We start from the raw sequence: 18384 nt of genomic DNA, 5'->3' as shown, positions 1-18384 counted from the left end.
ATAAGGTCAAAATTAAAAAGCCGGTGAAAAACCGGCTTTTAAAAGGGTGAATCTTTTCTTCTGACTGGATGAGGTGACGGCTCTTTAGCATGCGGTTCATTGGCCTTTTTATCTTCCATCACAACAGAAGATGATTCTGCTTCAGCTATCGGCCACTCTTCTTCATATGGATGAGGATGAATCGTCACGGATACTTTCGTTTCTCCTACCATTTCAACAAGCAATTCCCTTTCAATTGAGATGGAGAAATTCTGGCCACATTCCGAAATACTCGCTTCCGTGCAATTCGGGTGTTGCAATACCGTTACGATCGTCTCTTCTTTGCTTGACGTAGGCTCATCTCGATAATGCAGAGCAATTTTATCTTTGTATGGTATGGACTCAGTAAAGACCGACGTTTTGGAATGATCGTGATGAGAGTACCATACATTTACATCGAAGCTCCCTGTCACTTCTACATGGTTTCCAACCTTCTTCGCTTGATGCGTGTGGTTGATCACCCAGCAACCCAAAATGCTGGAAGGGCGATTTGGCGGCTTTAACGTTACAGTAGAATCCGATCGATGCTTCCCTTTGGCAATAACAGCTTTCGTCACAATTTGTCGTAAGTTTTTCAGTTTTCTTCCTCCTTCTTAGGCTTCTATCCATCCTATGCAACAGCAGCCCAGAAAGTGAAAAAAATCGGCAAGGAATTTCTCCTTAGCCGACATTTTTTATTAGGAAAGTGATTTGCGTGCTGTATTTTCAACGTATGAACCTGTTTCGCCGCGTAATACATCGCCGCCTGTAGATTCGATAATCTCATCTGTTACGCTGTTAGCGATCGTATTTGAAACGAGCTGAAGCAAATCGTTCACTTCAACTTGAGATTGTTTGAATTCCTGAACCAATGGAATTTCATCGATCTCCCCTTGTACTTGTTCGATTTTCTTTTCAATATTCTTTAGTGCACGTTCTTTTTCATAGTGCTGGAAATTCACAGCTTGTGTCTGAAGCGATTTCAGGCTTGCTATTTTTTCACGCACTTTTTGGTTTTCGTTAATTTGTGCTTCTGCACGTTTATAAAATTCCACTTCTTCCGTGTTCGCAAGCATATGTGCCAAGTCTCGTGCTTTAGCAATGATTTCGTCTTTTGTATATAGTTTTTCCATTATGACATCACCTTTTCTTCTTTAACTACTCCGATGAATTCACCATCGAGTGACCATGTTTTCGCTTCTTTGATTCGAACTTCAACAATCTCGCCAATCACAGATCTTGGAGCTCTGAAATTCACCAATTTGCTTTTCTCAGTGTAACCTGCAAGTACATCAGGATTCTTTTTACTTTCGCCTTCCACAAGCACTTTCACAACTTGTCCTTTATAAGGCTTCATTGCTTCTGCAGACATGTCGTTCACAAGCTTATTTAAGCGCTGCAGTCTTTCTTTCTTCACTTCCATCGGTACGTTATCCTGCATTTTCGCAGCCGGCGTCCCTTCACGTGCAGAATAAATATACGTAAAGGCCATGTCAAAACCTACCTCGCGATAAAGCGACATGGTTTCCTCAAATTGCTCATCTGTTTCATTTGGAAATCCTACGATAATATCCGTTGTCAGTGAAGCTGTCGGGATAGCTGTTCTGATTTTATCGACGAGCTCTAAATAACTTTCTCGTGTGTATTTCCGAGCCATAATTTTCAGCATGTCACTAGACCCTGATTGTACAGGCAAATGAATGTGATCAACCAAGTTGCCGCCTTTTGCAAGCACTTCTATCAAATGATCATCAAAGTCTCGCGGGTGACTCGTCGTAAAGCGGATTCTCGGGATATCGATTTTTCGAAGATCATCCATCAAATCGCCTAGACGATACGTAATGTCATCAAAATCTTTACCATACGCGTTGACATTTTGACCGAGTAATGTGATTTCTTTATAGCCTTCCGCTGCTAGCTGTCTGACTTCTTGAATGATATCCTCCGGTCTGCGGCTACGTTCTTTCCCACGGGTATAAGGCACGATACAGTATGTGCAAAACTTGTCACAGCCGTACATAATATTGACCCACGCCTTGATTTTGCCATGACGTACTTTCGGCAAGTTCTCAATGACATCGCCTTCTTTTGACCACACTTCAATGACCATCTCTTTTGACATATACGCTTCGTGCAAGATATGCGGCAGGCGGTGGATATTGTGCGTACCAAAGATCATGTCTACTTGGTCGTAAGTCTTAAGAATCTTGTTCACTACTGATTCTTCTTGTGACATACAACCACAGACGCCAATCAATAAATCGGGGCGTTCCAGTTTCAATGGTTTTAGATGTCCCAACTCACCAAACACTTTATTTTCTGCATTTTCTCGGATAGCGCACGTGTTAAGCAAGATCACATCTGCGTATTTTACGGTATCAGTTGCCTCGTAGCCGAGCGCCATGAAAATACCGGCCATTACTTCTGTATCGTGTTCATTCATTTGACATCCGTACGTACGGATATAAAATTTACGTCCTTGACCCATACCTTTAAAACGTTGCTCTATTTGAAAATTATCGTGATATTCCACTTCTTCTTTCCCGCGTTTTTTTGCATCCTTCAGAGAAGGTGCACTATACACAGATTCAAAATATTTACTATAGTCTTTTTCAGTTGTTTTGCCTGATGGCGCGTCTTCTGTTGCGAGTCCAGCTTGCAAGCGCTGTTCTTCATTCATTATTGCAGTAGCCCCTTTCTATTACTTATCGGGAAATAAGCATACATGATGTTATTATACTGAACTTTTGGCGGATATGACAGTAAAGGGCCAAATTGTTGCTTGTTTGTCATGAAAAAAAGACCATGGCGACTTAGCCATGATCTTCTGGAAATTCTATTAACGAGTCTTTTTTTCAACGAGAAGTTTAAGCGCAGTCCGCCCTTCCCCATTGATTTCGATATCAGTAAAGGCAGGGGCGCAAATTAGATCCCCACCGCTTGGCGCGACAAATCCTCTTGCAATAGCAACTGCTTTGATTGCTTGGTTTAATGCACCTGCTCCTACTGCCTGGATTTCTGCATAGCCTTGTTCACGAATCACAGCAACTAACGCACCTGCTACAGAGTTCGGATTTGATCGGGAAGATACTTTCAAGGGACTCACGATATTTCCTCCTTATTTTGCAATGTCTATGGAAAGAGTGTATTCCATAAGTCATCCTATGATAGGTAAAGAGGATTTAGACACCATTCAGATTAGTTTATGAATGGATGGTCTTCGTTAATCCGGATTCGTTTGATTTTAAGAGCTTTTCCTGTCTTGTCATCCAGTTCCACAAATAAGCCATTGAGTTGCGGTCTTCCTTTTTTCGGAACTTCGAATCGAGTAGGTAAATTTGTATGGAAGCGATAGAGTACGTCTTCTTTTCTCATGCCCAGTATTTCATCATATGGTCCAGTCATCCCTGCATCTGTCAAATACGCTGTGCCACCTGGCAAGATTCGGTCATCTGCAGTTTGCACATGGGTATGTGTGCCGACTACAACAGATGCTTTGCCATCCAGATGCCACCCCATAGCAATTTTCTCACTTGTAGCTTCCGCATGGAAATCGACGAAGACTAATGGAGATAAATTTAGAGCTTCTTCTACCAATTCATCCGCTTTGGTAAACGGATCGTCATGGGGAGGTAAAAATGTTCGGCCATGTAAATTAATAACCGAAAGCGTTACACCATTCTTGGTTATTGTGGTCATGCCTTTGCCGGGTGCTTGCTCCGAAAAGTTAGCGGGGCGTATCAAATAATCGACCTCATCAATAAAATCAAAAATCTCTTTTTGATCCCATGTATGGTTACCCATCGTGATCACATCCACGCCTGCATGCAATAGATCATGATAGATTGCTTTCGTAATCCCTCTTCCGGAAGCTGCGTTCTCACCATTTGCAATAATCACATCTGCTTGGTATTTTCTTTTCAGGCGAGATAAATAATCTATTACCATTTCTCGCCCCATCGACCCTACAATATCCCCAATAAAAATTACTTTCATCAAAAAAACCTCTTTCCAAAATGAAAACAGCTTCCAATCGAACCGGAAGCTGTTTACTTAGTTATTCTTTATTTCGCATACTCTACTGCACGGGTCTCCCGAATGACCGTTACTTTAATATGCCCAGGATAGTTCAATTCTTCTTCGATCTGTTTTCGAATATCTCGCGCCAGACGATGTGCTGTAATATCATCGATTTGCTCCGGACGGACAATGATACGAACCTCACGTCCCGCTTGGATTGCAAATGACTTTTCAACGCCTTCATACGATTCGGAGATTTCTTCAAGCTTTTGCAGACGTTTAATATAATTCTCCAATGTCTCACTTCTAGCACCCGGTCTTGCGGCTGAAAGTGCATCTGCTGCAGCGACAAGTACGGCAATGACAGAAGTCGCTTCTTCATCACCATGATGTGAGGCAATACTGTTGATAACCACTGGATGTTCTTTATATTTCGTTGCCAGCTCCACGCCAATTTGAACGTGGCTGCCTTCTACTTCATGATCGATTGCTTTACCGATATCATGCAGCAAGCCTGCTCGTCTTGCGAGGGTTACGTCTTCTCCGAGTTCTGCCGCTAGTAAGCCTGATAAATAAGCTACTTCAATCGAGTGTTTCAAGACGTTCTGGCCATAACTTGTACGGAAATGCAGACGTCCCAGTATTTTGATAAGATCCGGATGTAAGTTGTGGATGCCTACGTCAAAAGTAGTTTGTTCACCTTTTTCACGAATTAGCTCGTCCACTTCTCTTCTAGACTTATCTACCATTTCTTCGATACGCGCAGGATGTATTCTTCCATCCTGTACAAGTTTCTCGAGCGCTAATCTAGCAGTTTCCCTCCGTATCGGATCAAATCCTGATAAAATGACTGCTTCCGGTGTATCATCGATGATTAAATCGATGCCCGTCAAAGTCTCAAGTGTACGGATATTTCTTCCTTCTCTGCCGATAATGCGGCCTTTCATTTCGTCATTTGGTAAATTGACGACCGAAACTGTAGTTTCTGCAACATGATCTGCTGCAAATCGTTGCAATGCTAGGGACAGAATTTCCCGCGCTTTACGTTCGGATTCTTCTTTTGCCCGCTGTTCGGATTCTTTGGTCATGACCGCAATATCAGTGGATAGTTCATCCTCCACATCTTCCAAGATGATACGTTTCGCCTCATCTCTTGTAAGGGAAGAAATTCTTTCAAGCTCGGTCTTCTGAACGGTAACAAGTTCTTCCGCTTTGCGTTCCATTCGTTCAATATGCTGTTGTCTTTCTAAAAGCGCATCTTCTTTGCGTTCTAGACTCGCTTCTCGTTTATTGAGCGCATCATCCTTGCGATCAAGGTTTTCTTCCCGCTGTAAGAGACGGTTTTCTTGTTTCTGTAATTCCGCTCTTCTCTCACGGACTTCATTTTCCGCTTCAATTCGCAGTTCGTGAGTTTCATCTTTCGCTTCTAATAGTGCCTCTTTTTTCACTGACTCCGCTTCACGCTTCGCCTCTTCGACGATTTGATTCGCTGTTTGCTTGGCACCAGTCACTTTTGAATCGTTCACATTTTTCAATATAAAAAAGCTAACAACTGCACCGACGATGAGACTTAGCAAAACGGAGATGAGTATTTCAACACCCATTGAGGTCACCTCCTCCTGCTTATTCTTTTCTTTTCAGTCGGCTCGTATTATCAATTTTGCCATGGCGGCTGTGTTCACATCACCAATTTTACTGGATAAGTAATGTCCCTATTAACTGTGAAAACGCCGAAGGCACTAACTTAATCCAACAGGTTTAAGCCTGCTGTTTCGGGACTGTTTGGCATTCAGTTTACTGCTTTTTAGATGAGCAAAGTGTTTGCTGAATTAAGTTAAAATCAACATACTGCCAAAAAAACAATTCATTGGTTTGATCAATGTAGGGCATATATAATACGCCACTTTAATTGTATAGTTGTATTTTTATTGTGTCAAGGAATGATGAAGGAAATTGAAGGGGGGTTCTGAACTATTTTGCAATAGTTGCGCCGCGATGCTTCTTTCATTTCATATGAATCTAGGGAATAGGCTAGATAATGGAGCGGAAAAAATCCGCCAATTTTCATTGGCGGACCCTAGCTGCAAAATTATTTTTCGTCAGGAATCAAGAGAAGCTCTTCTAGCTCGTCCTCTTCATCATGAGCCGCAATAACATAATCGGTTTTGTCCAAGCCGTATGTTTCCCGAATCTTACTCGCGATTTCCGAACGCATTTGTGGATTTTCTTTCAAAAATATTTTCGCATTCTCTCGTCCTTGGCCTAGTCGCTCGCCTTCGTAAGAGTACCAAGCACCACTTTTTTGGACAACTTCTAATTCTGCACCTAGATCTAGAATTTCACCTTCTTTTGAAATTCCTTCACCGTACATAATATCGACTTCTGCTGTTCTGAAAGGCGGTGCTACTTTGTTTTTCACTACCCGGATTCTAGTCTTATTCCCCATAATGTCGTTTCCTTGCTTAATCGCTTCTCCTCGTCGCACTTCAAGGCGCACAGAAGAATAGAATTTAAGCGCTCTACCGCCAGGAGTCACCTCAGGGTTACCGAACATGACACCGACTTTTTCACGAATCTGGTTAATAAATACTGCAATCGTATTGGACTTATTGATTGCACCGGAAAGTTTACGCAATGCTTGAGACATCAAACGTGCCTGCAAACCGACATGCGCGTCTCCCATTTCACCCTCAATTTCAGCTTTAGGAACCAACGCAGCAACCGAGTCTACTACGATAATATCTACAGCGCCACTGCGTACTAAAGCTTCCGCGATTTCCAAGGCTTGCTCGCCCGTATCTGGTTGAGACAATAGCAATTCGTCAATATTGACGCCTAGTTTTTGCGCGTACACAGGGTCAAGGGCGTGCTCTGCATCAATGAAAGCCGCTTGTCCGCCATTCGCTTGAACTTCTGCGATAGCGTGCAAAGCAACTGTCGTTTTACCTGAACTTTCAGGTCCGTAGACTTCAATCACCCGTCCGCGTGGATAGCCACCTATTCCGAGTGCTGCATCCAATGCCAATGACCCGGAAGATGAAGTGTCAATTTGACGGTCAGTTTTCTCTCCAAGTTTCATAACAGAACCTTTACCAAATTGTTTCTCTATTTGTTTTAATGCCATATCTAAAGCCGCTTTACGATCGCTCAATTAAAATTCCTCCTCAACTCTTTTTCTATTTCTATTATACCTTTTTTCGTTAGAATACACAACAAATAAACGAACGCGTATTCGATAATTTGTTGCCGGAAATTGAAAAACAGTCTGTATAACCGAGGCAAAATTAATTTTCAACAGAGAAATCGACCTCAAAAATCAATACTTCAATTCTTTTTTCTCTTTCATTTTCTGTATTAAATAATGCAATGCAAACTGCACGGAACGCTTACGATTTGAATTACGCGAGCCGGATAATTGCAGCTTATAAGATTCAGTCGCCATACCTTCAGTTGCAATGCCGATCCAGACAGTTCCTGGCGGCTCACCGTCATGTGGTTCTGGTCCGGCTGCACCTGTCAGTCCGACACCAAATGTAGTAGCAAATCGTTCTCTAACGCTTTCAGCCAAAGCTTCTGCACATTCCGAACTGACGATTCCGTGGTATTCGAGTAGAGACGGTAAAATACCGAGCTGTTCAATTTTCATCTCTTTATTATAAACTACAACACCGCCTTTTAAAGCATTGCCAATTCCAGGCTCTGATCCCAGTTCTGCCATAAACATACCCGAAGTTAAGCTTTCAGCAGCAGAAATAGACCAATCGTTTTGCAGTAAAAGTTCAGTAGTTTTCGATGCCAATGTATCCTCATCGACTCCGTATATATACTCGCCCACGATAGAACGTATTTGGTGTTCTACCGGCAAGATCAATTGCTCAGCCTCTTCTTCCGATGTCGCTTTTGCAGTGATTCGCAACTTGACCATGCCCGGTGAAGCAAGCGGAGCAATAGTAGGATTCGTTTGATTTTCCAGTAATGATTGAATACGAACTTCTAATTCAGATTCTCCAATCCCCTGCAGTTTCAAAACTTTAGAAAAGATAATATCTTGTTTGCCATAGACACCTAATAAATAAGGTATGGCTTCATTCTCAAACATCGGCTCCAACTCATGAGGAGGACCAGGCAATAAAACATATTGCTTGCCATCTTTTTCAATTCCCATTCCCGGTGCCATGCCATGACGATTCGGCAAAACTGTCGCGCCAGCTAGAACAAGAGCTTGCTTCTTATTATTTTCAGTCATCGTTTTTCCGACTTGTTTGAAATACTGCTTAATCGTCTTCAGTGCTTCTTCATCAGAAACTAGTTCTCGCCCCAGTTCACGAGCAATCGTTTCTTTTGTTAAATCATCTTTCGTTGGTCCCAGCCCACCGCTGAAAATGAGGATATCTGCTCGTTGTTGTGCAAGTCTTATGGATTGAGCCAGACGTTCTGGATTATCCCCTACGACGGTATGATAATATACATCGATACCCGCTTCAGCCAATCTAGCAGAGATGAACTTTGCATTGGTATTCGTAATTTGTCCTAATAAAAGCTCTGAACCTACTGCAATGATTTCAGCTTTCATGAATACACTCCACTCCTCACATTGACTCCACTAACACTTTACGATTCTTAATAAAATAATCTACGCCAGACCAAATGGTAAATAGCAGCGCGATATACAGCATAATTGTACCGAATGGAACGCCGATCGCTTCAAAGAATATATTGTGTAATAGTAGAAATGAAATAGCCAATATCTGTGTAACCGTCTTTATTTTCCCTAACTGATTCGCAGCTACAACTTCGCCACCGCCAGCCAAGATTAATCGAAGACCGGTCACTGCAAACTCCCTGCTTATAATGATAATTACAACCCATGCAGGTGCTGTTCCCATCTCAACCAACAAAATAAATGCTGCGGAAACGAGTAACTTGTCCGCAAGCGGATCTAAAAACTTCCCCATATTGGTTACTAAGTTATTTTTTCTTGCTAAATAACCGTCGAGCCAATCTGTCGTTGAGGCTATAATAAAAATAATCGCGCCCACTAAATGTTCAATCGGTAGTTCTACTCCGCCGATTTTAATAATTCCCCACCCAAAATCAACTGCCATGAAAACGATAAAAATCGGTATCATCAATACTCTTGATAACGTGATTTTATTAGGTAAATTCATAAAAATTCCACCTTTCCAGCTGTAGCGTCATAATTTCTTGTGAATAACAAAATAGTCATCTCTAGGGATGACTATTTTGCTACGGTTTTTTAATAATAATATTTTGAGTAAGACGTTCATTCGGATATTTGAGCACTTGATCATTCACGATCAGTTCTGTAGAATTTGTCCGTCCTACCCGGATTCGCACACTCACCGCTTCAGTTGCATCAATTTCAATGGTTTCGCCGGCAGTCATAATTCTACCTCCAGGCGCTGGCATTCTTTCTGTACCGGACTGATCGGTAACGGAAATCCAAGAATCGCCCGTTGTTTTAATGACCAACTTCAACTCAGCAGAATTAGATAACGTAAAAGTGGAAGTTTCTCCGGCGCTGGACTCCAATTCCAGCTGCTGTTCTGTTTCTTCTATCGGCTCTTCCGGCTCCTCTGGTGTTTCCTCAGAAGCATTCTTATCTTCGTCAACCGGTTTCTCAGTATCTGGCTGCCCTGGTGTTTCTTTGATCAGTGGAACATTTTGCGTTGGTGTATCTTTTTCTAATGGTGTTTCTGCAGCTTTTTCTCTAAATAAAATGTACACAATGACGATAATCATCACAATGAACAAAGCTACAATCACTTTAGGCATGATTTCTTTTAACTTGCTGTTACTCTTTAGTCCGCCGCTGCGCTGAAGTGTCGGCGGCGCAATATTTTCTTGCTCTTCTTCTGGAGTATCGCCTGACTCCTCTTTATAGAGAGCCAGCATTTCATCCGCATCCAAATCAACTGCTTCCGCATATTGTTTGATAAAAGCACGGATATAGAATGTACCGGGCATCATACTATAATCTTCACTTTCAATTCCCGAAAGATAACGTTTTTGGATTTTTGTGATTCCCTGTAAATCATCCAACGTATACCCTTTCGCTACTCTCGCTTCTTTCAAGCGAGCACCTAATCCGGTCAATTTTAACACCTACCTAATTCGTCAAGTCATTTTACTTTAGTTGAACATATTAAATCCGCCCATTGAACCGCGATCAGACATCTGGTCGTTTTTCTCCAGAATCTCATATGTAATTTCTTGATCTACACTAGACCGCAATTCAATAATGATATCAAAGTCATCAATTGTGTACTCGGATTGCTTCACGAACATATCTGGATGTTCTACCACTTTTATCGTAGGTAAACTCATCATTTCACGCACTAATTGCATATGACGTTCATCCGATGATTTTCGAGTCACAATTCCATCCAGGATAAAGATATTATCGCTTGAAAATTCTTCGCCCATCATACTCGTTCTCACGGTTTGTTTGATCATAGTGGAAGATAAAAACACCCACTTTTTATTCGCACACACACTAGCCGCAACCACTGATTCCGTTTTACCTACACGTGGCATCCCGCGTACACCGATTAGCTTGTGACCTTCTTGCTTAAAAATTTCGGCTAAAAAGTCCACTAAAATCCCAAGTTCACTTCGAATGAACCGAAACGTTTTCCGATCATCCGTGCCGCGCTGGATATAATGTCCGTGACGCACAGCCAACACATCTCTCAATTTAGGTTCCCTGATTTTATGGATTACAATCGTATCCATAGTGGAAGCAATTAATTCAAAGCGTTTAATTTGCTGGTCGTGATCCGTTTGTACAAGCATACCGCGATATCTGCCATCTACTCCATTGATGGTGACAATATCCACTCGCAACATGCCGAGCAGGGAAGCAATATCTCCAAGCAAGCCGGGCCGATTGACTTGAATCTCATATTCGACATACCATTCTCCCATTCGACACTCTCCTCGTTTGACTTCTTTATATAGGACGCATAAGTCTGCACTTAGTTCTATAATAACGGATAGCCGGAGTGAAGAAAAGAAAAAAAGAAAAGGACTTCACGAACCGTCCTTCTCTCTCGAGATCACATATACCAGCCACCGTTGATCTGAACGATTTCTCCCGTCATATAATCGGCTTTTCCACTGAGCAAGAATTCGACCATATTTGCTATTTCTTGCGGAGTACCAACCGACAGCAAGGGAATTTGTTCCAAGACCATTTGCCGTTCTTCTGATGAAAATTCCTGATTCATCCGTGTATCGATCCAGCCGGGTGCGATGGCGTTAACCCTGACACCTGAATAAGCGGCTTCTTTGGCGTACGCTTTAACAAAAGCATGTTGTGCACCTTTGACCGCTGAATACATCACTTCTCCCGCAGCACCTGCGCTGCCCCAGATCGACCCAATAAACAGCACATAAGAGACCGTATGTTTACGCAACTTAGCAGATAATAAGGAAACGAGCCGAGCGGGATTTTGCATATGCACCCTCCATAACTCAGCCATTTCCACATCCGTCGTATCGGACAATAACTTAACGACCGCTTGCCCATTTGCCACGACAATTGCTTGTAATCCTTGTATTTTCGAGGCTAGCTCAGCAGCCGCCTGCTCTGATCTAAAATCAGCCTGCACACTGAGAAACTCTAGGTTAGGATAGTCCTTTTGCAAATCCTTCAACAATAAAGCCAGTTGTTGCTTATTGGAATTATAATGTAAGTAAAGAGACCAACCAGCGGCCGCCAACTGTCGGCAAACCGCTTCCCCTATCCCACCTGATGCCCCTAAGACGAGTGCAAAACGCGCTTCGTTCATTTGTTGTCTGCTGGCTTTACTTCAAATACTGTATAGCTGCTGTCATCCGAAAACATAGAAAAGGCTTGCTTTAATTTATCCATAGAGAGCTTTTCCAACGTCGGCACTACATCGAATAAATTCATTTCGTTAAACTCATAGCGAGTATATTGGTTCGCAATAAATTCTATAGAATTCAGTGAACGCATAAACTGTCCGATTTTCTTTTTACGCATTCTCTCTAAATCTTCCTCTTTGACAGGCCAGTTTTCCTTCGAATCTTGAATCGTTTGATGAATTAACTTCTCTAATCGTTCTGGCTCCTCCGTATCTGATCCGACCATTGCAAATCCATAGCCCTCTTCCATTGAAAACTCATAAGAGAATGATTCATCAATCAAACCTTCTTCATATGCCTTTTCATAAAACGGAGAAGTACGCCCAAATAAACTGTCTAACACTAAATTGGCAGATAGCTCAGACTCAAGCATCTCTTGACCCTGCTGGTCTGTAGATGTACATTTCATGCCTACATTGAGCTTTGGCTTTGATACATCCATCGTAAGCGTGCGTTTCGGAATATCGGCTCCTTTTGTTTCAGTTGGAAATTGGCGTTCGATCGGCTCAGGCTGATCAAAGGATTTCTTAGATTGGTTTTCTTTAACGAAAGCCATCATTTCTTCAGGATCAACTGCCCCTACAATGAATAGCAACATGTTGGACGGATGGTAGAAGGTTTCATAGCACGTATATAAATGCTCTGCCGTAATATCTTGAATCGATTCTACTGTTCCTGCAATATCAATTTTCACTGGATGCTCTTTATAGAGATTTTCTATTGTACCGAAGTATAAACGCCAATCCGGTTGATCGTCATACATCGTAATTTCCTGGGCAATAATCCCCTTCTCTTTATCCACGGTCTCCTTAGTGAAATAAGGTTCTTGGACAAAATCTAAAAGCACTTCAGTATTTTCCTTGATTTTATTCGTTGCTGAAAATAGATATGCAGTCCTTCCAAAGGTCGTGTAAGCATTTGCAGATGCTCCATTTAGACCAAACTTCTGGAACACATCGCCATCTTCTTTTTCAAACATTTTATGCTCAAGAAAATGTGCAATCCCGTCAGGCACTGTTATGAATTCGTTTTTGCCATGCGGTTTGAACGTTCTATCAATTGAACCGTATTTTGTTGTGAACGTCACAAATGTTTTAGAATAACCCCGTTTCGGTAGAATGACCACTTTCAAACCATTTTCTAATGTTTCTGTATAAATTTTTTCTTGTAATTCATCAAATACTACTTCTTTCATTTGGAATCATCCTCCTTGCCTGACAACAGATAGACCACTTCTAACTGGATCGTGTTCGCCATTTCTTTCACGTCTTCCAATGTAACGGAATGCCATTTGCTGATCAGTTCGTCTGCAGTGAAATTCTCGTCTAACTCTTTATATTGGTCATATATTTCAATTTGACTGCGTGCAGAATCATTGGAGCTGCGAATACTATTCTCTAGCAATGCAACCGTTTGGTCCAATTCCAACTCTGTTATATCACCTTGCTGCATCACCTTTAACTGCTCAACAATTAATTGAACTGCTTTTTCTTCAAGTTCTGCATCAATTCCTGCTGTCACGTAGACAATACCATATTGGGAAGCAAACGCACTATTTGCGTAATACGCCATACTTTCTTTTTCACGTACATTCATAAATAATTTACTATGCGCAAAGCCGCCAAAAATTCCGTTCATCACTTGCATTTTATTGTAATCCGGATGACGGAATGTCACTGGCGTACTAAAGCCTAAATGCAGCTTACCTTGTTTCATATCCTGACGTTCTCTGACAGTTTTTACGACTTCAGAAGTATTTGCATGCTTTTCTTCAAGCCGTTCATTCACCTTACGAGCCTTGAACGGCAAGGATTCTTTAATTTTCGTGACAATATCTTGCTCTTCCACGTCTCCGACTACATAAATATCGATCAAGTCATGCTGAATCATGTCTTCATACGCTTGATGAAGACTTTTATTGGTGATAGCAGAAACAGCTTCTTCTGTACCGTAGGCGGAGATAGAAGCCGGTTGATCCGGTCTCATGATTTCCAGCATACGCTTTTGAGCATATCTTGTCTTGTCATCGTAAACTGAACGAATTCGATCACGTACTGTACGCTTTTCTCTTTCTACAACCGTTTGATCAAAAGCACCTTCTGAAGCTTTTGGCTCAAAAACGACCGCACGGATAAGTTCGAAAAGCTGTTTAAGAACGTCTTCACCTGCAAAAAACTCATCGTTCACACATTCAGCAAACAAAGAAACGATGTGCTGAGAGCTTCTTTTGGAAACGTCTGTATACAACACAGTACCGTATAGCTCATCTAACGCTTTACGCATCGCAATTTGCGTAGGATATTTCTCATTAGACTCTTCCAATACATTCGCAAGCACTGTCCTTTCTGAAGCAGCACTCTGTTCTAACGGAGCCTTCCATTTAATCGTGACATTCACTGTTTTAAATTGTTCAGTTTTTCGTATATACAAATTAACGCCGTCTTGTAACTTTATTTTATTGAACATACAAACACCTCTCGTTTACCTTATTATATGAATTCCTATCCTCACTATACATTTTAGCTTTTGAAATAGAAAATAAAACGCAACCCCAAGTGCTGAGAGCGCCGGTTAGCCTCGACAGGCGTTGGAAGAAATGACAGAAAGGCGCTCCTTGCCTTTTGGCAGTTCTGAAACGACCCAGAGGCTGGCGCTCGAAGCCGGATGAACCAAGTGCTGAGAGCGCCGGTTAGCCTCGACAGGCGTTGGAAGAAATGACAGAAAGGCGCTCCTTGCCTTTTTGGCAGTTCTGAAACGACCCCGAGAGACTGGCGCTCGAAGCCGGATGAACCAAGTGCTGAGAGCGCCGTCCAGCCTCGACAAACCTAGAAAAGCTATCTGAAGAGTGACTTCCCCAGATAGCTTTTCGTAACTATTATCGATTACCTTTAATGTACGGATTACCAAGCGATTTCGGTGCGCTAGATTTCCCAAGAAATCCAGCAAGCGCCAAGATCGTCAAGACGTAAGGGAATATGTGGAAATAAACAGCTGGTATATCAGCTAAAATCTTAATACTCGACGAACTGATTGCCAATGCTTGTGCAAAACCAAAGAATAAAGCGGCTCCCATAGCACCAAGCGGATGCCATTTACCAAAAATCATTGCGGCAAGCGCCATGAAGCCTTGTCCATTTATCGTAGCATGCCCGAAATCATTTGTGATAGTCTGTGAATAGACTGCACCGCCGATTCCCGCAAGTCCACCCGAAATAATCACTGCAATATAGCGAATTTTCGTCACCTTGATTCCCATCGTATCTGCTGCCATAGGGTGCTCACCTACAGAACGCAAACGCAAGCCGAATGGTGTTTTGTAAATAACGAACCAAGCAATAAATGCTACAGCAATCGCTATGATCGAAGAACCATATACCAGTTTAAAAAACATCGGTCCGATGATTGGTATATCTTGCAAATACGGAATGTTAAATCTCGGAATTTTCTCCTGAATGAAATCCGTCTGTCCTTTACCGAAAATCATTTTAACTGAAAATAAGGCAATTGCGAGACCAAGCATGTTAATCGCTACACCTGATACTACTTGATCTGCACGGAATGAAATAGACGCTACAGCATGTAATGTAGCAAATAAAGCGGATACCAGCATGGCTACCAGCAAGGCGATCCATGGGGTCCAAGCACCTAAAGACTCTGCAAAAAATAAGTTAAATAGAATCCCGATGAACGCGCCCATAACCATAAGACCTTCCAATCCGATGTTAATTACACCAGAACGTTCAGAAAACACACCGCCAATTGCTGTAAATATAAGAGGGGCGGCAGAAGCAATCGTTATAGGTACGATGAAATATAACACATCTAACATCTTACTTCGCCTCCTTCTTATTACGTAAACGAATTAATCCGATACGGATAATATACCCGCAGGCAACAAAGAAAATAACTAGTGCTATGATGATCGAAACAATTTCTACTGGAATCCCTGCAGCATTCGGCATGTTGTTTGCTCCGTATTTCAATGAACCAAACAATGTAGCTCCGAAAATAACTCCAAGCGGCGTATTCGCACCTAAAAGCGCTACGGCAATTCCGTCAAAACCGATGCCCGTAAAGCCACCCATAGAGGACATGTTACCGAATGTTCCAAGTGCTTCCATCGCACCACCTAAACCGGCAAATGCACCTGAAATAACCATCGCTAAAATGATGTTTTTGTTAACATTCATCCCCGCGTATTGAGAGGCATTTTCGTTAAACCCAACTGACTTCAATTCATATCCAGACTTTGTCTTCTCTAAAATAAACCACATGACGACAACCATCGCTAAGGCCACAAAAATTCCATAATGCAATGTAGAGTAATCGGTCAGGTTGGACAAAAATTCAGATCGCAGTGATGCTGTTTCATGGATCCTTTCCGTTTTGAACCCGCCGCCGGAAATGGTTTTTATCAATGCATTGACTACATGCAGCGCTATATAGTTCATCATGATCGTCACAATAACTTCATGCACTTTCAAAGTTGCTTTTAAAATACCCGGGATCAGCCCCCATAACGCTCCTGCAACTGCAGCCGCTAATAACGCAAGCGGTAAGTGAATGATTTTAGGTAGTTCAAACGCCATTCCGACATAGGCAGCCGCAAACCAGCCGACAATCAACTGTCCTTCTACTCCGATATTAAAAAGACCTGTCCGGAATGCGAAAGCGACTGCCAATCCGGCAAGAATATAAGGACTGATCTGACGGATCGTTTCACCGATTACATAAGAATCCCCGAAGATCCCATTCCACAATGCTATATAGCCTGTAACTGGGTTGTAATCACTGATGAGCATCACAACAGCGCCAACTAACAGTCCTAAAATAATAGATATCACTGGAACCAATATATTTATCATTTTATTCGACATGATGTTCATCACCATCTTTCCGAGCAGCTATCTGTTCTTTCGATACCGCATCTTTCGAATGGCCCGCCATCATTAAGCCTAACGCCTGTTCATTTGTTTCTTGCGGTGTCACAGTGCCCACAATTGTTCCATCGTAGATGACAGAAATTCGATCTGACACATTCATTACTTCATCAAGCTCGAAGGTTATGAGAAGAACGGCTTTACCACTGTCACGCTGTTCAATCAGACGTCTGTGAATAAACTCAATGGCTCCGACATCCAGGCCTCTTGTAGGCAGAGCAGCGATCAGCAAGTCTGGGTTACGCAAAATTTCACGACCAATGATCAATTTCTGCTGGTTTCCACCGGACAACGCTCTTGCCAATTCGTCTACGCCTTGAGTTCTTACGTCAAATTCTTCAATTAGACTTTTAGCCTTTTCATTCACTTCTTTATAATTCATTATTCCTTTTTTTGAAAATGGCTCATGATAATAGGATTGTAATGCGGCATTATAACCGACTGAGAAATCCAGTATCAGGCCATGTTTATGACGATCCTGCGGAATATGACCAATTCCTGTTTCTGTAATTTTTCTTGGTTTTTTGTTCGTAACATCTACAGAATTTATAAAGACTTTACCACTCTTCACTTTCGTTAACCCTGTAATAGCTTCGATTAATTCAGACTGTCCATTGCCATCAATCCCGGCAATACCGACAATTTCACCTCGGCGTACGGAGAGGTTGAGCCCTTTTAGCTTGGCAACCCCGCGATAATCATTGACAACCAAGTCCTCCACTTTCAATACTTCTTCCGTTGGATTAGAAGGTCCTTTTTCAGTCTTGAAAGTCACTTGACGACCGACCATCAGCGTCGCCAATTCTTCCGGATTCGTTTCTGCTGTAATGACAGTCCCAATTCCTTTTCCTTTACGAATGACGGTTACTTTGTTTGAGACACTCATGATTTCCTGCAATTTATGAGTGATTATAATGATGGATTTACCTTCCGCAACGAGCTTGCGCATAATATTGAGAAGCTCTTCAATTTCCTGAGGAGTCAGTGAAGCTGTCGGCTCATCAAAAATTAAAATATCCGCTCCCCGATAAAGAGTTTTTAAGATCTCCACCCGTTGTTGCATACCAACCGATATATCTTCTATTTTCGCATGAGGATCTACATCCAGCCCATATGCCTTTGAAATCTCCGCTACCTTTTTGGCGGAATCTTTAATATTGAGCATACCGGATTTAGTCGGTTCGCTTCCCAAAATAATGTTTTCTGTGACCGTTAAGTTTTCAACGAGCATAAAATGCTGGTGAACCATTCCAATCCCAAGATCATTGGCCACGTTCGGATCGGTAATCGCTACTTTTTCTCCTCTTACACGAATTTCACCACCGTCTGGCTGATACAAACCGAACAACACATTCATTAACGTGGATTTACCAGCTCCATTCTCTCCTAAGAGTGCATGGATCTCACCTTTTTCAAGTTGCAGTGTAATGCGGTCATTAGCATAGAAGTTTCCGAATTTTTTCGAGACATCCAGCATTTCAATTACATAATCCAA

17 protein-coding genes are annotated in these 18384 nt (G+C 42.1%); all 17 read right to left on the bottom strand.

The annotated features are described in order from the left end of the window. Positions 1-38 precede the first annotated feature (38 nt). Positions 39-596 (bottom strand): outer spore coat protein CotE, encoded by a 558-nt coding sequence (gene cotE / locus MKX97_RS06080; protein WP_009497298.1) that lies wholly within the window; start codon positions 594-596, stop codon positions 39-41. Between the two features lie 120 nt (positions 597-716). Next, positions 717-1151 carry a RicAFT regulatory complex protein RicA family protein gene (locus tag MKX97_RS06075; protein WP_009497300.1) on the bottom strand — a complete coding sequence of 145 codons (435 nt, stop codon included), beginning with the start codon at positions 1149-1151 and terminating at the stop codon, positions 717-719. Continuing rightward, positions 1151-2698, bottom strand: coding sequence for a tRNA (N6-isopentenyl adenosine(37)-C2)-methylthiotransferase MiaB (miaB, locus tag MKX97_RS06070; RefSeq protein ID WP_342537184.1), 1548 nt, complete (start codon positions 2696-2698; stop codon positions 1151-1153). The genes MKX97_RS06075 and miaB overlap by 1 nt, the downstream gene beginning before the upstream one ends. 159 nt (positions 2699-2857) lie before the next feature. After that, a complete protein-coding gene (locus MKX97_RS06065; RefSeq protein WP_009497304.1) occupies positions 2858-3124 on the bottom strand; it encodes a stage V sporulation protein S in 267 nt (88 codons plus the stop codon). Between the two features lie 92 nt (positions 3125-3216). Further along, complete coding sequence (locus tag MKX97_RS06060; RefSeq protein ID WP_342537183.1) at positions 3217-4014, bottom strand: TIGR00282 family metallophosphoesterase; 798 nt, start codon at positions 4012-4014, stop codon at positions 3217-3219. Between the two features lie 68 nt (positions 4015-4082). Then, a complete protein-coding gene (rny, locus tag MKX97_RS06055) occupies positions 4083-5642 on the bottom strand; it encodes a ribonuclease Y (RefSeq protein WP_078817724.1) in 1560 nt (519 codons plus the stop codon). Positions 5643-6127: 485 nt separating this feature from the next. Continuing rightward, positions 6128-7189, bottom strand: coding sequence for a recombinase RecA (recA, locus tag MKX97_RS06050; protein WP_009497310.1), 1062 nt, complete (start codon positions 7187-7189; stop codon positions 6128-6130). A gap of 165 nt (positions 7190-7354) precedes the next feature. Next, positions 7355-8611 carry a competence/damage-inducible protein A gene (locus MKX97_RS06045; protein WP_342537182.1) on the bottom strand — a complete coding sequence of 419 codons (1257 nt, stop codon included), beginning with the start codon at positions 8609-8611 and terminating at the stop codon, positions 7355-7357. Positions 8612-8627: 16 nt separating this feature from the next. Beyond that, a complete protein-coding gene (gene pgsA, locus MKX97_RS06040) occupies positions 8628-9206 on the bottom strand; it encodes a CDP-diacylglycerol--glycerol-3-phosphate 3-phosphatidyltransferase (protein ID WP_009497314.1) in 579 nt (192 codons plus the stop codon). A gap of 79 nt (positions 9207-9285) precedes the next feature. Next, positions 9286-10155: a RodZ domain-containing protein gene (locus MKX97_RS06035; RefSeq protein ID WP_342537181.1), complete on the bottom strand. Its 870-nt coding sequence runs from the start codon at positions 10153-10155 to the stop codon at positions 9286-9288. Between the two features lie 36 nt (positions 10156-10191). Next, positions 10192-10986 (bottom strand): DUF3388 domain-containing protein, encoded by a 795-nt coding sequence (locus MKX97_RS06030; RefSeq protein WP_009497318.1) that lies wholly within the window; start codon positions 10984-10986, stop codon positions 10192-10194. A gap of 131 nt (positions 10987-11117) precedes the next feature. Next, entirely contained in the window at positions 11118-11852 is a 735-nt protein-coding gene (locus tag MKX97_RS06025) for an SDR family oxidoreductase (RefSeq protein ID WP_009497321.1), read from the bottom strand. Beyond that, a complete protein-coding gene (locus MKX97_RS06020; protein WP_009497323.1) occupies positions 11849-13144 on the bottom strand; it encodes a pitrilysin family protein in 1296 nt (431 codons plus the stop codon). Before MKX97_RS06020 ends, MKX97_RS06025 begins: the two co-directional genes overlap by 4 nt. Continuing rightward, positions 13141-14415, bottom strand: coding sequence for a pitrilysin family protein (locus MKX97_RS06015; RefSeq protein WP_342537180.1), 1275 nt, complete (start codon positions 14413-14415; stop codon positions 13141-13143). Before MKX97_RS06015 ends, MKX97_RS06020 begins: the two co-directional genes overlap by 4 nt. Before the next feature lie 409 nt (positions 14416-14824). Then, complete coding sequence (locus MKX97_RS06010; RefSeq protein WP_009497329.1) at positions 14825-15778, bottom strand: ABC transporter permease; 954 nt, start codon at positions 15776-15778, stop codon at positions 14825-14827. 1 nt (position 15779) lies between these two features. Next, complete coding sequence (locus tag MKX97_RS06005) at positions 15780-16826, bottom strand: ABC transporter permease (RefSeq protein WP_342537179.1); 1047 nt, start codon at positions 16824-16826, stop codon at positions 15780-15782. Then, entirely contained in the window at positions 16816-18384 is a 1569-nt protein-coding gene (locus tag MKX97_RS06000; RefSeq protein WP_342537178.1) for an ABC transporter ATP-binding protein, read from the bottom strand. Before MKX97_RS06000 ends, MKX97_RS06005 begins: the two co-directional genes overlap by 11 nt.

This window comes from Sporosarcina sp. FSL K6-3508, assembly GCF_038615825.1.
Classification (GTDB): Bacteria; Bacillota; Bacilli; order Bacillales_A; family Planococcaceae; genus Sporosarcina; species Sporosarcina newyorkensis.
Note: the sequence above shows the minus strand (reverse complement) of the source record. Positions and strands in the feature narration are given on the sequence as shown.

Coding starts and splice junctions, on each gene's coding strand:
- MKX97_RS06075 (WP_009497300.1), bottom strand. CDS start 1,151: ATGGAAAAACTATATACAAAAGACGAAATCATTGCTAAAGCACGAGAC.
- rny (WP_078817724.1), bottom strand. CDS start 5,642: ATGGGTGTTGAAATACTCATCTCCGTTTTGCTAAGTCTCATCGTCGGT.
- MKX97_RS06015 (WP_342537180.1), bottom strand. CDS start 14,415: ATGTTCAATAAAATAAAGTTACAAGACGGCGTTAATTTGTATATACGA.
- MKX97_RS06030 (WP_009497318.1), bottom strand. CDS start 10,986: ATGGGAGAATGGTATGTCGAATATGAGATTCAAGTCAATCGGCCCGGC.
- MKX97_RS06045 (WP_342537182.1), bottom strand. CDS start 8,611: ATGAAAGCTGAAATCATTGCAGTAGGTTCAGAGCTTTTATTAGGACAA.
- MKX97_RS06020 (WP_009497323.1), bottom strand. CDS start 13,144: ATGAAAGAAGTAGTATTTGATGAATTACAAGAAAAAATTTATACAGAA.
- miaB (WP_342537184.1), bottom strand. CDS start 2,698: ATGAATGAAGAACAGCGCTTGCAAGCTGGACTCGCAACAGAAGACGCG.
- pgsA (WP_009497314.1), bottom strand. CDS start 9,206: ATGAATTTACCTAATAAAATCACGTTATCAAGAGTATTGATGATACCG.
- MKX97_RS06060 (WP_342537183.1), bottom strand. CDS start 4,014: ATGAAAGTAATTTTTATTGGGGATATTGTAGGGTCGATGGGGCGAGAA.
- MKX97_RS06025 (WP_009497321.1), bottom strand. CDS start 11,852: ATGAACGAAGCGCGTTTTGCACTCGTCTTAGGGGCATCAGGTGGGATA.
- MKX97_RS06005 (WP_342537179.1), bottom strand. CDS start 16,826: ATGTCGAATAAAATGATAAATATATTGGTTCCAGTGATATCTATTATT.
- MKX97_RS06010 (WP_009497329.1), bottom strand. CDS start 15,778: ATGTTAGATGTGTTATATTTCATCGTACCTATAACGATTGCTTCTGCC.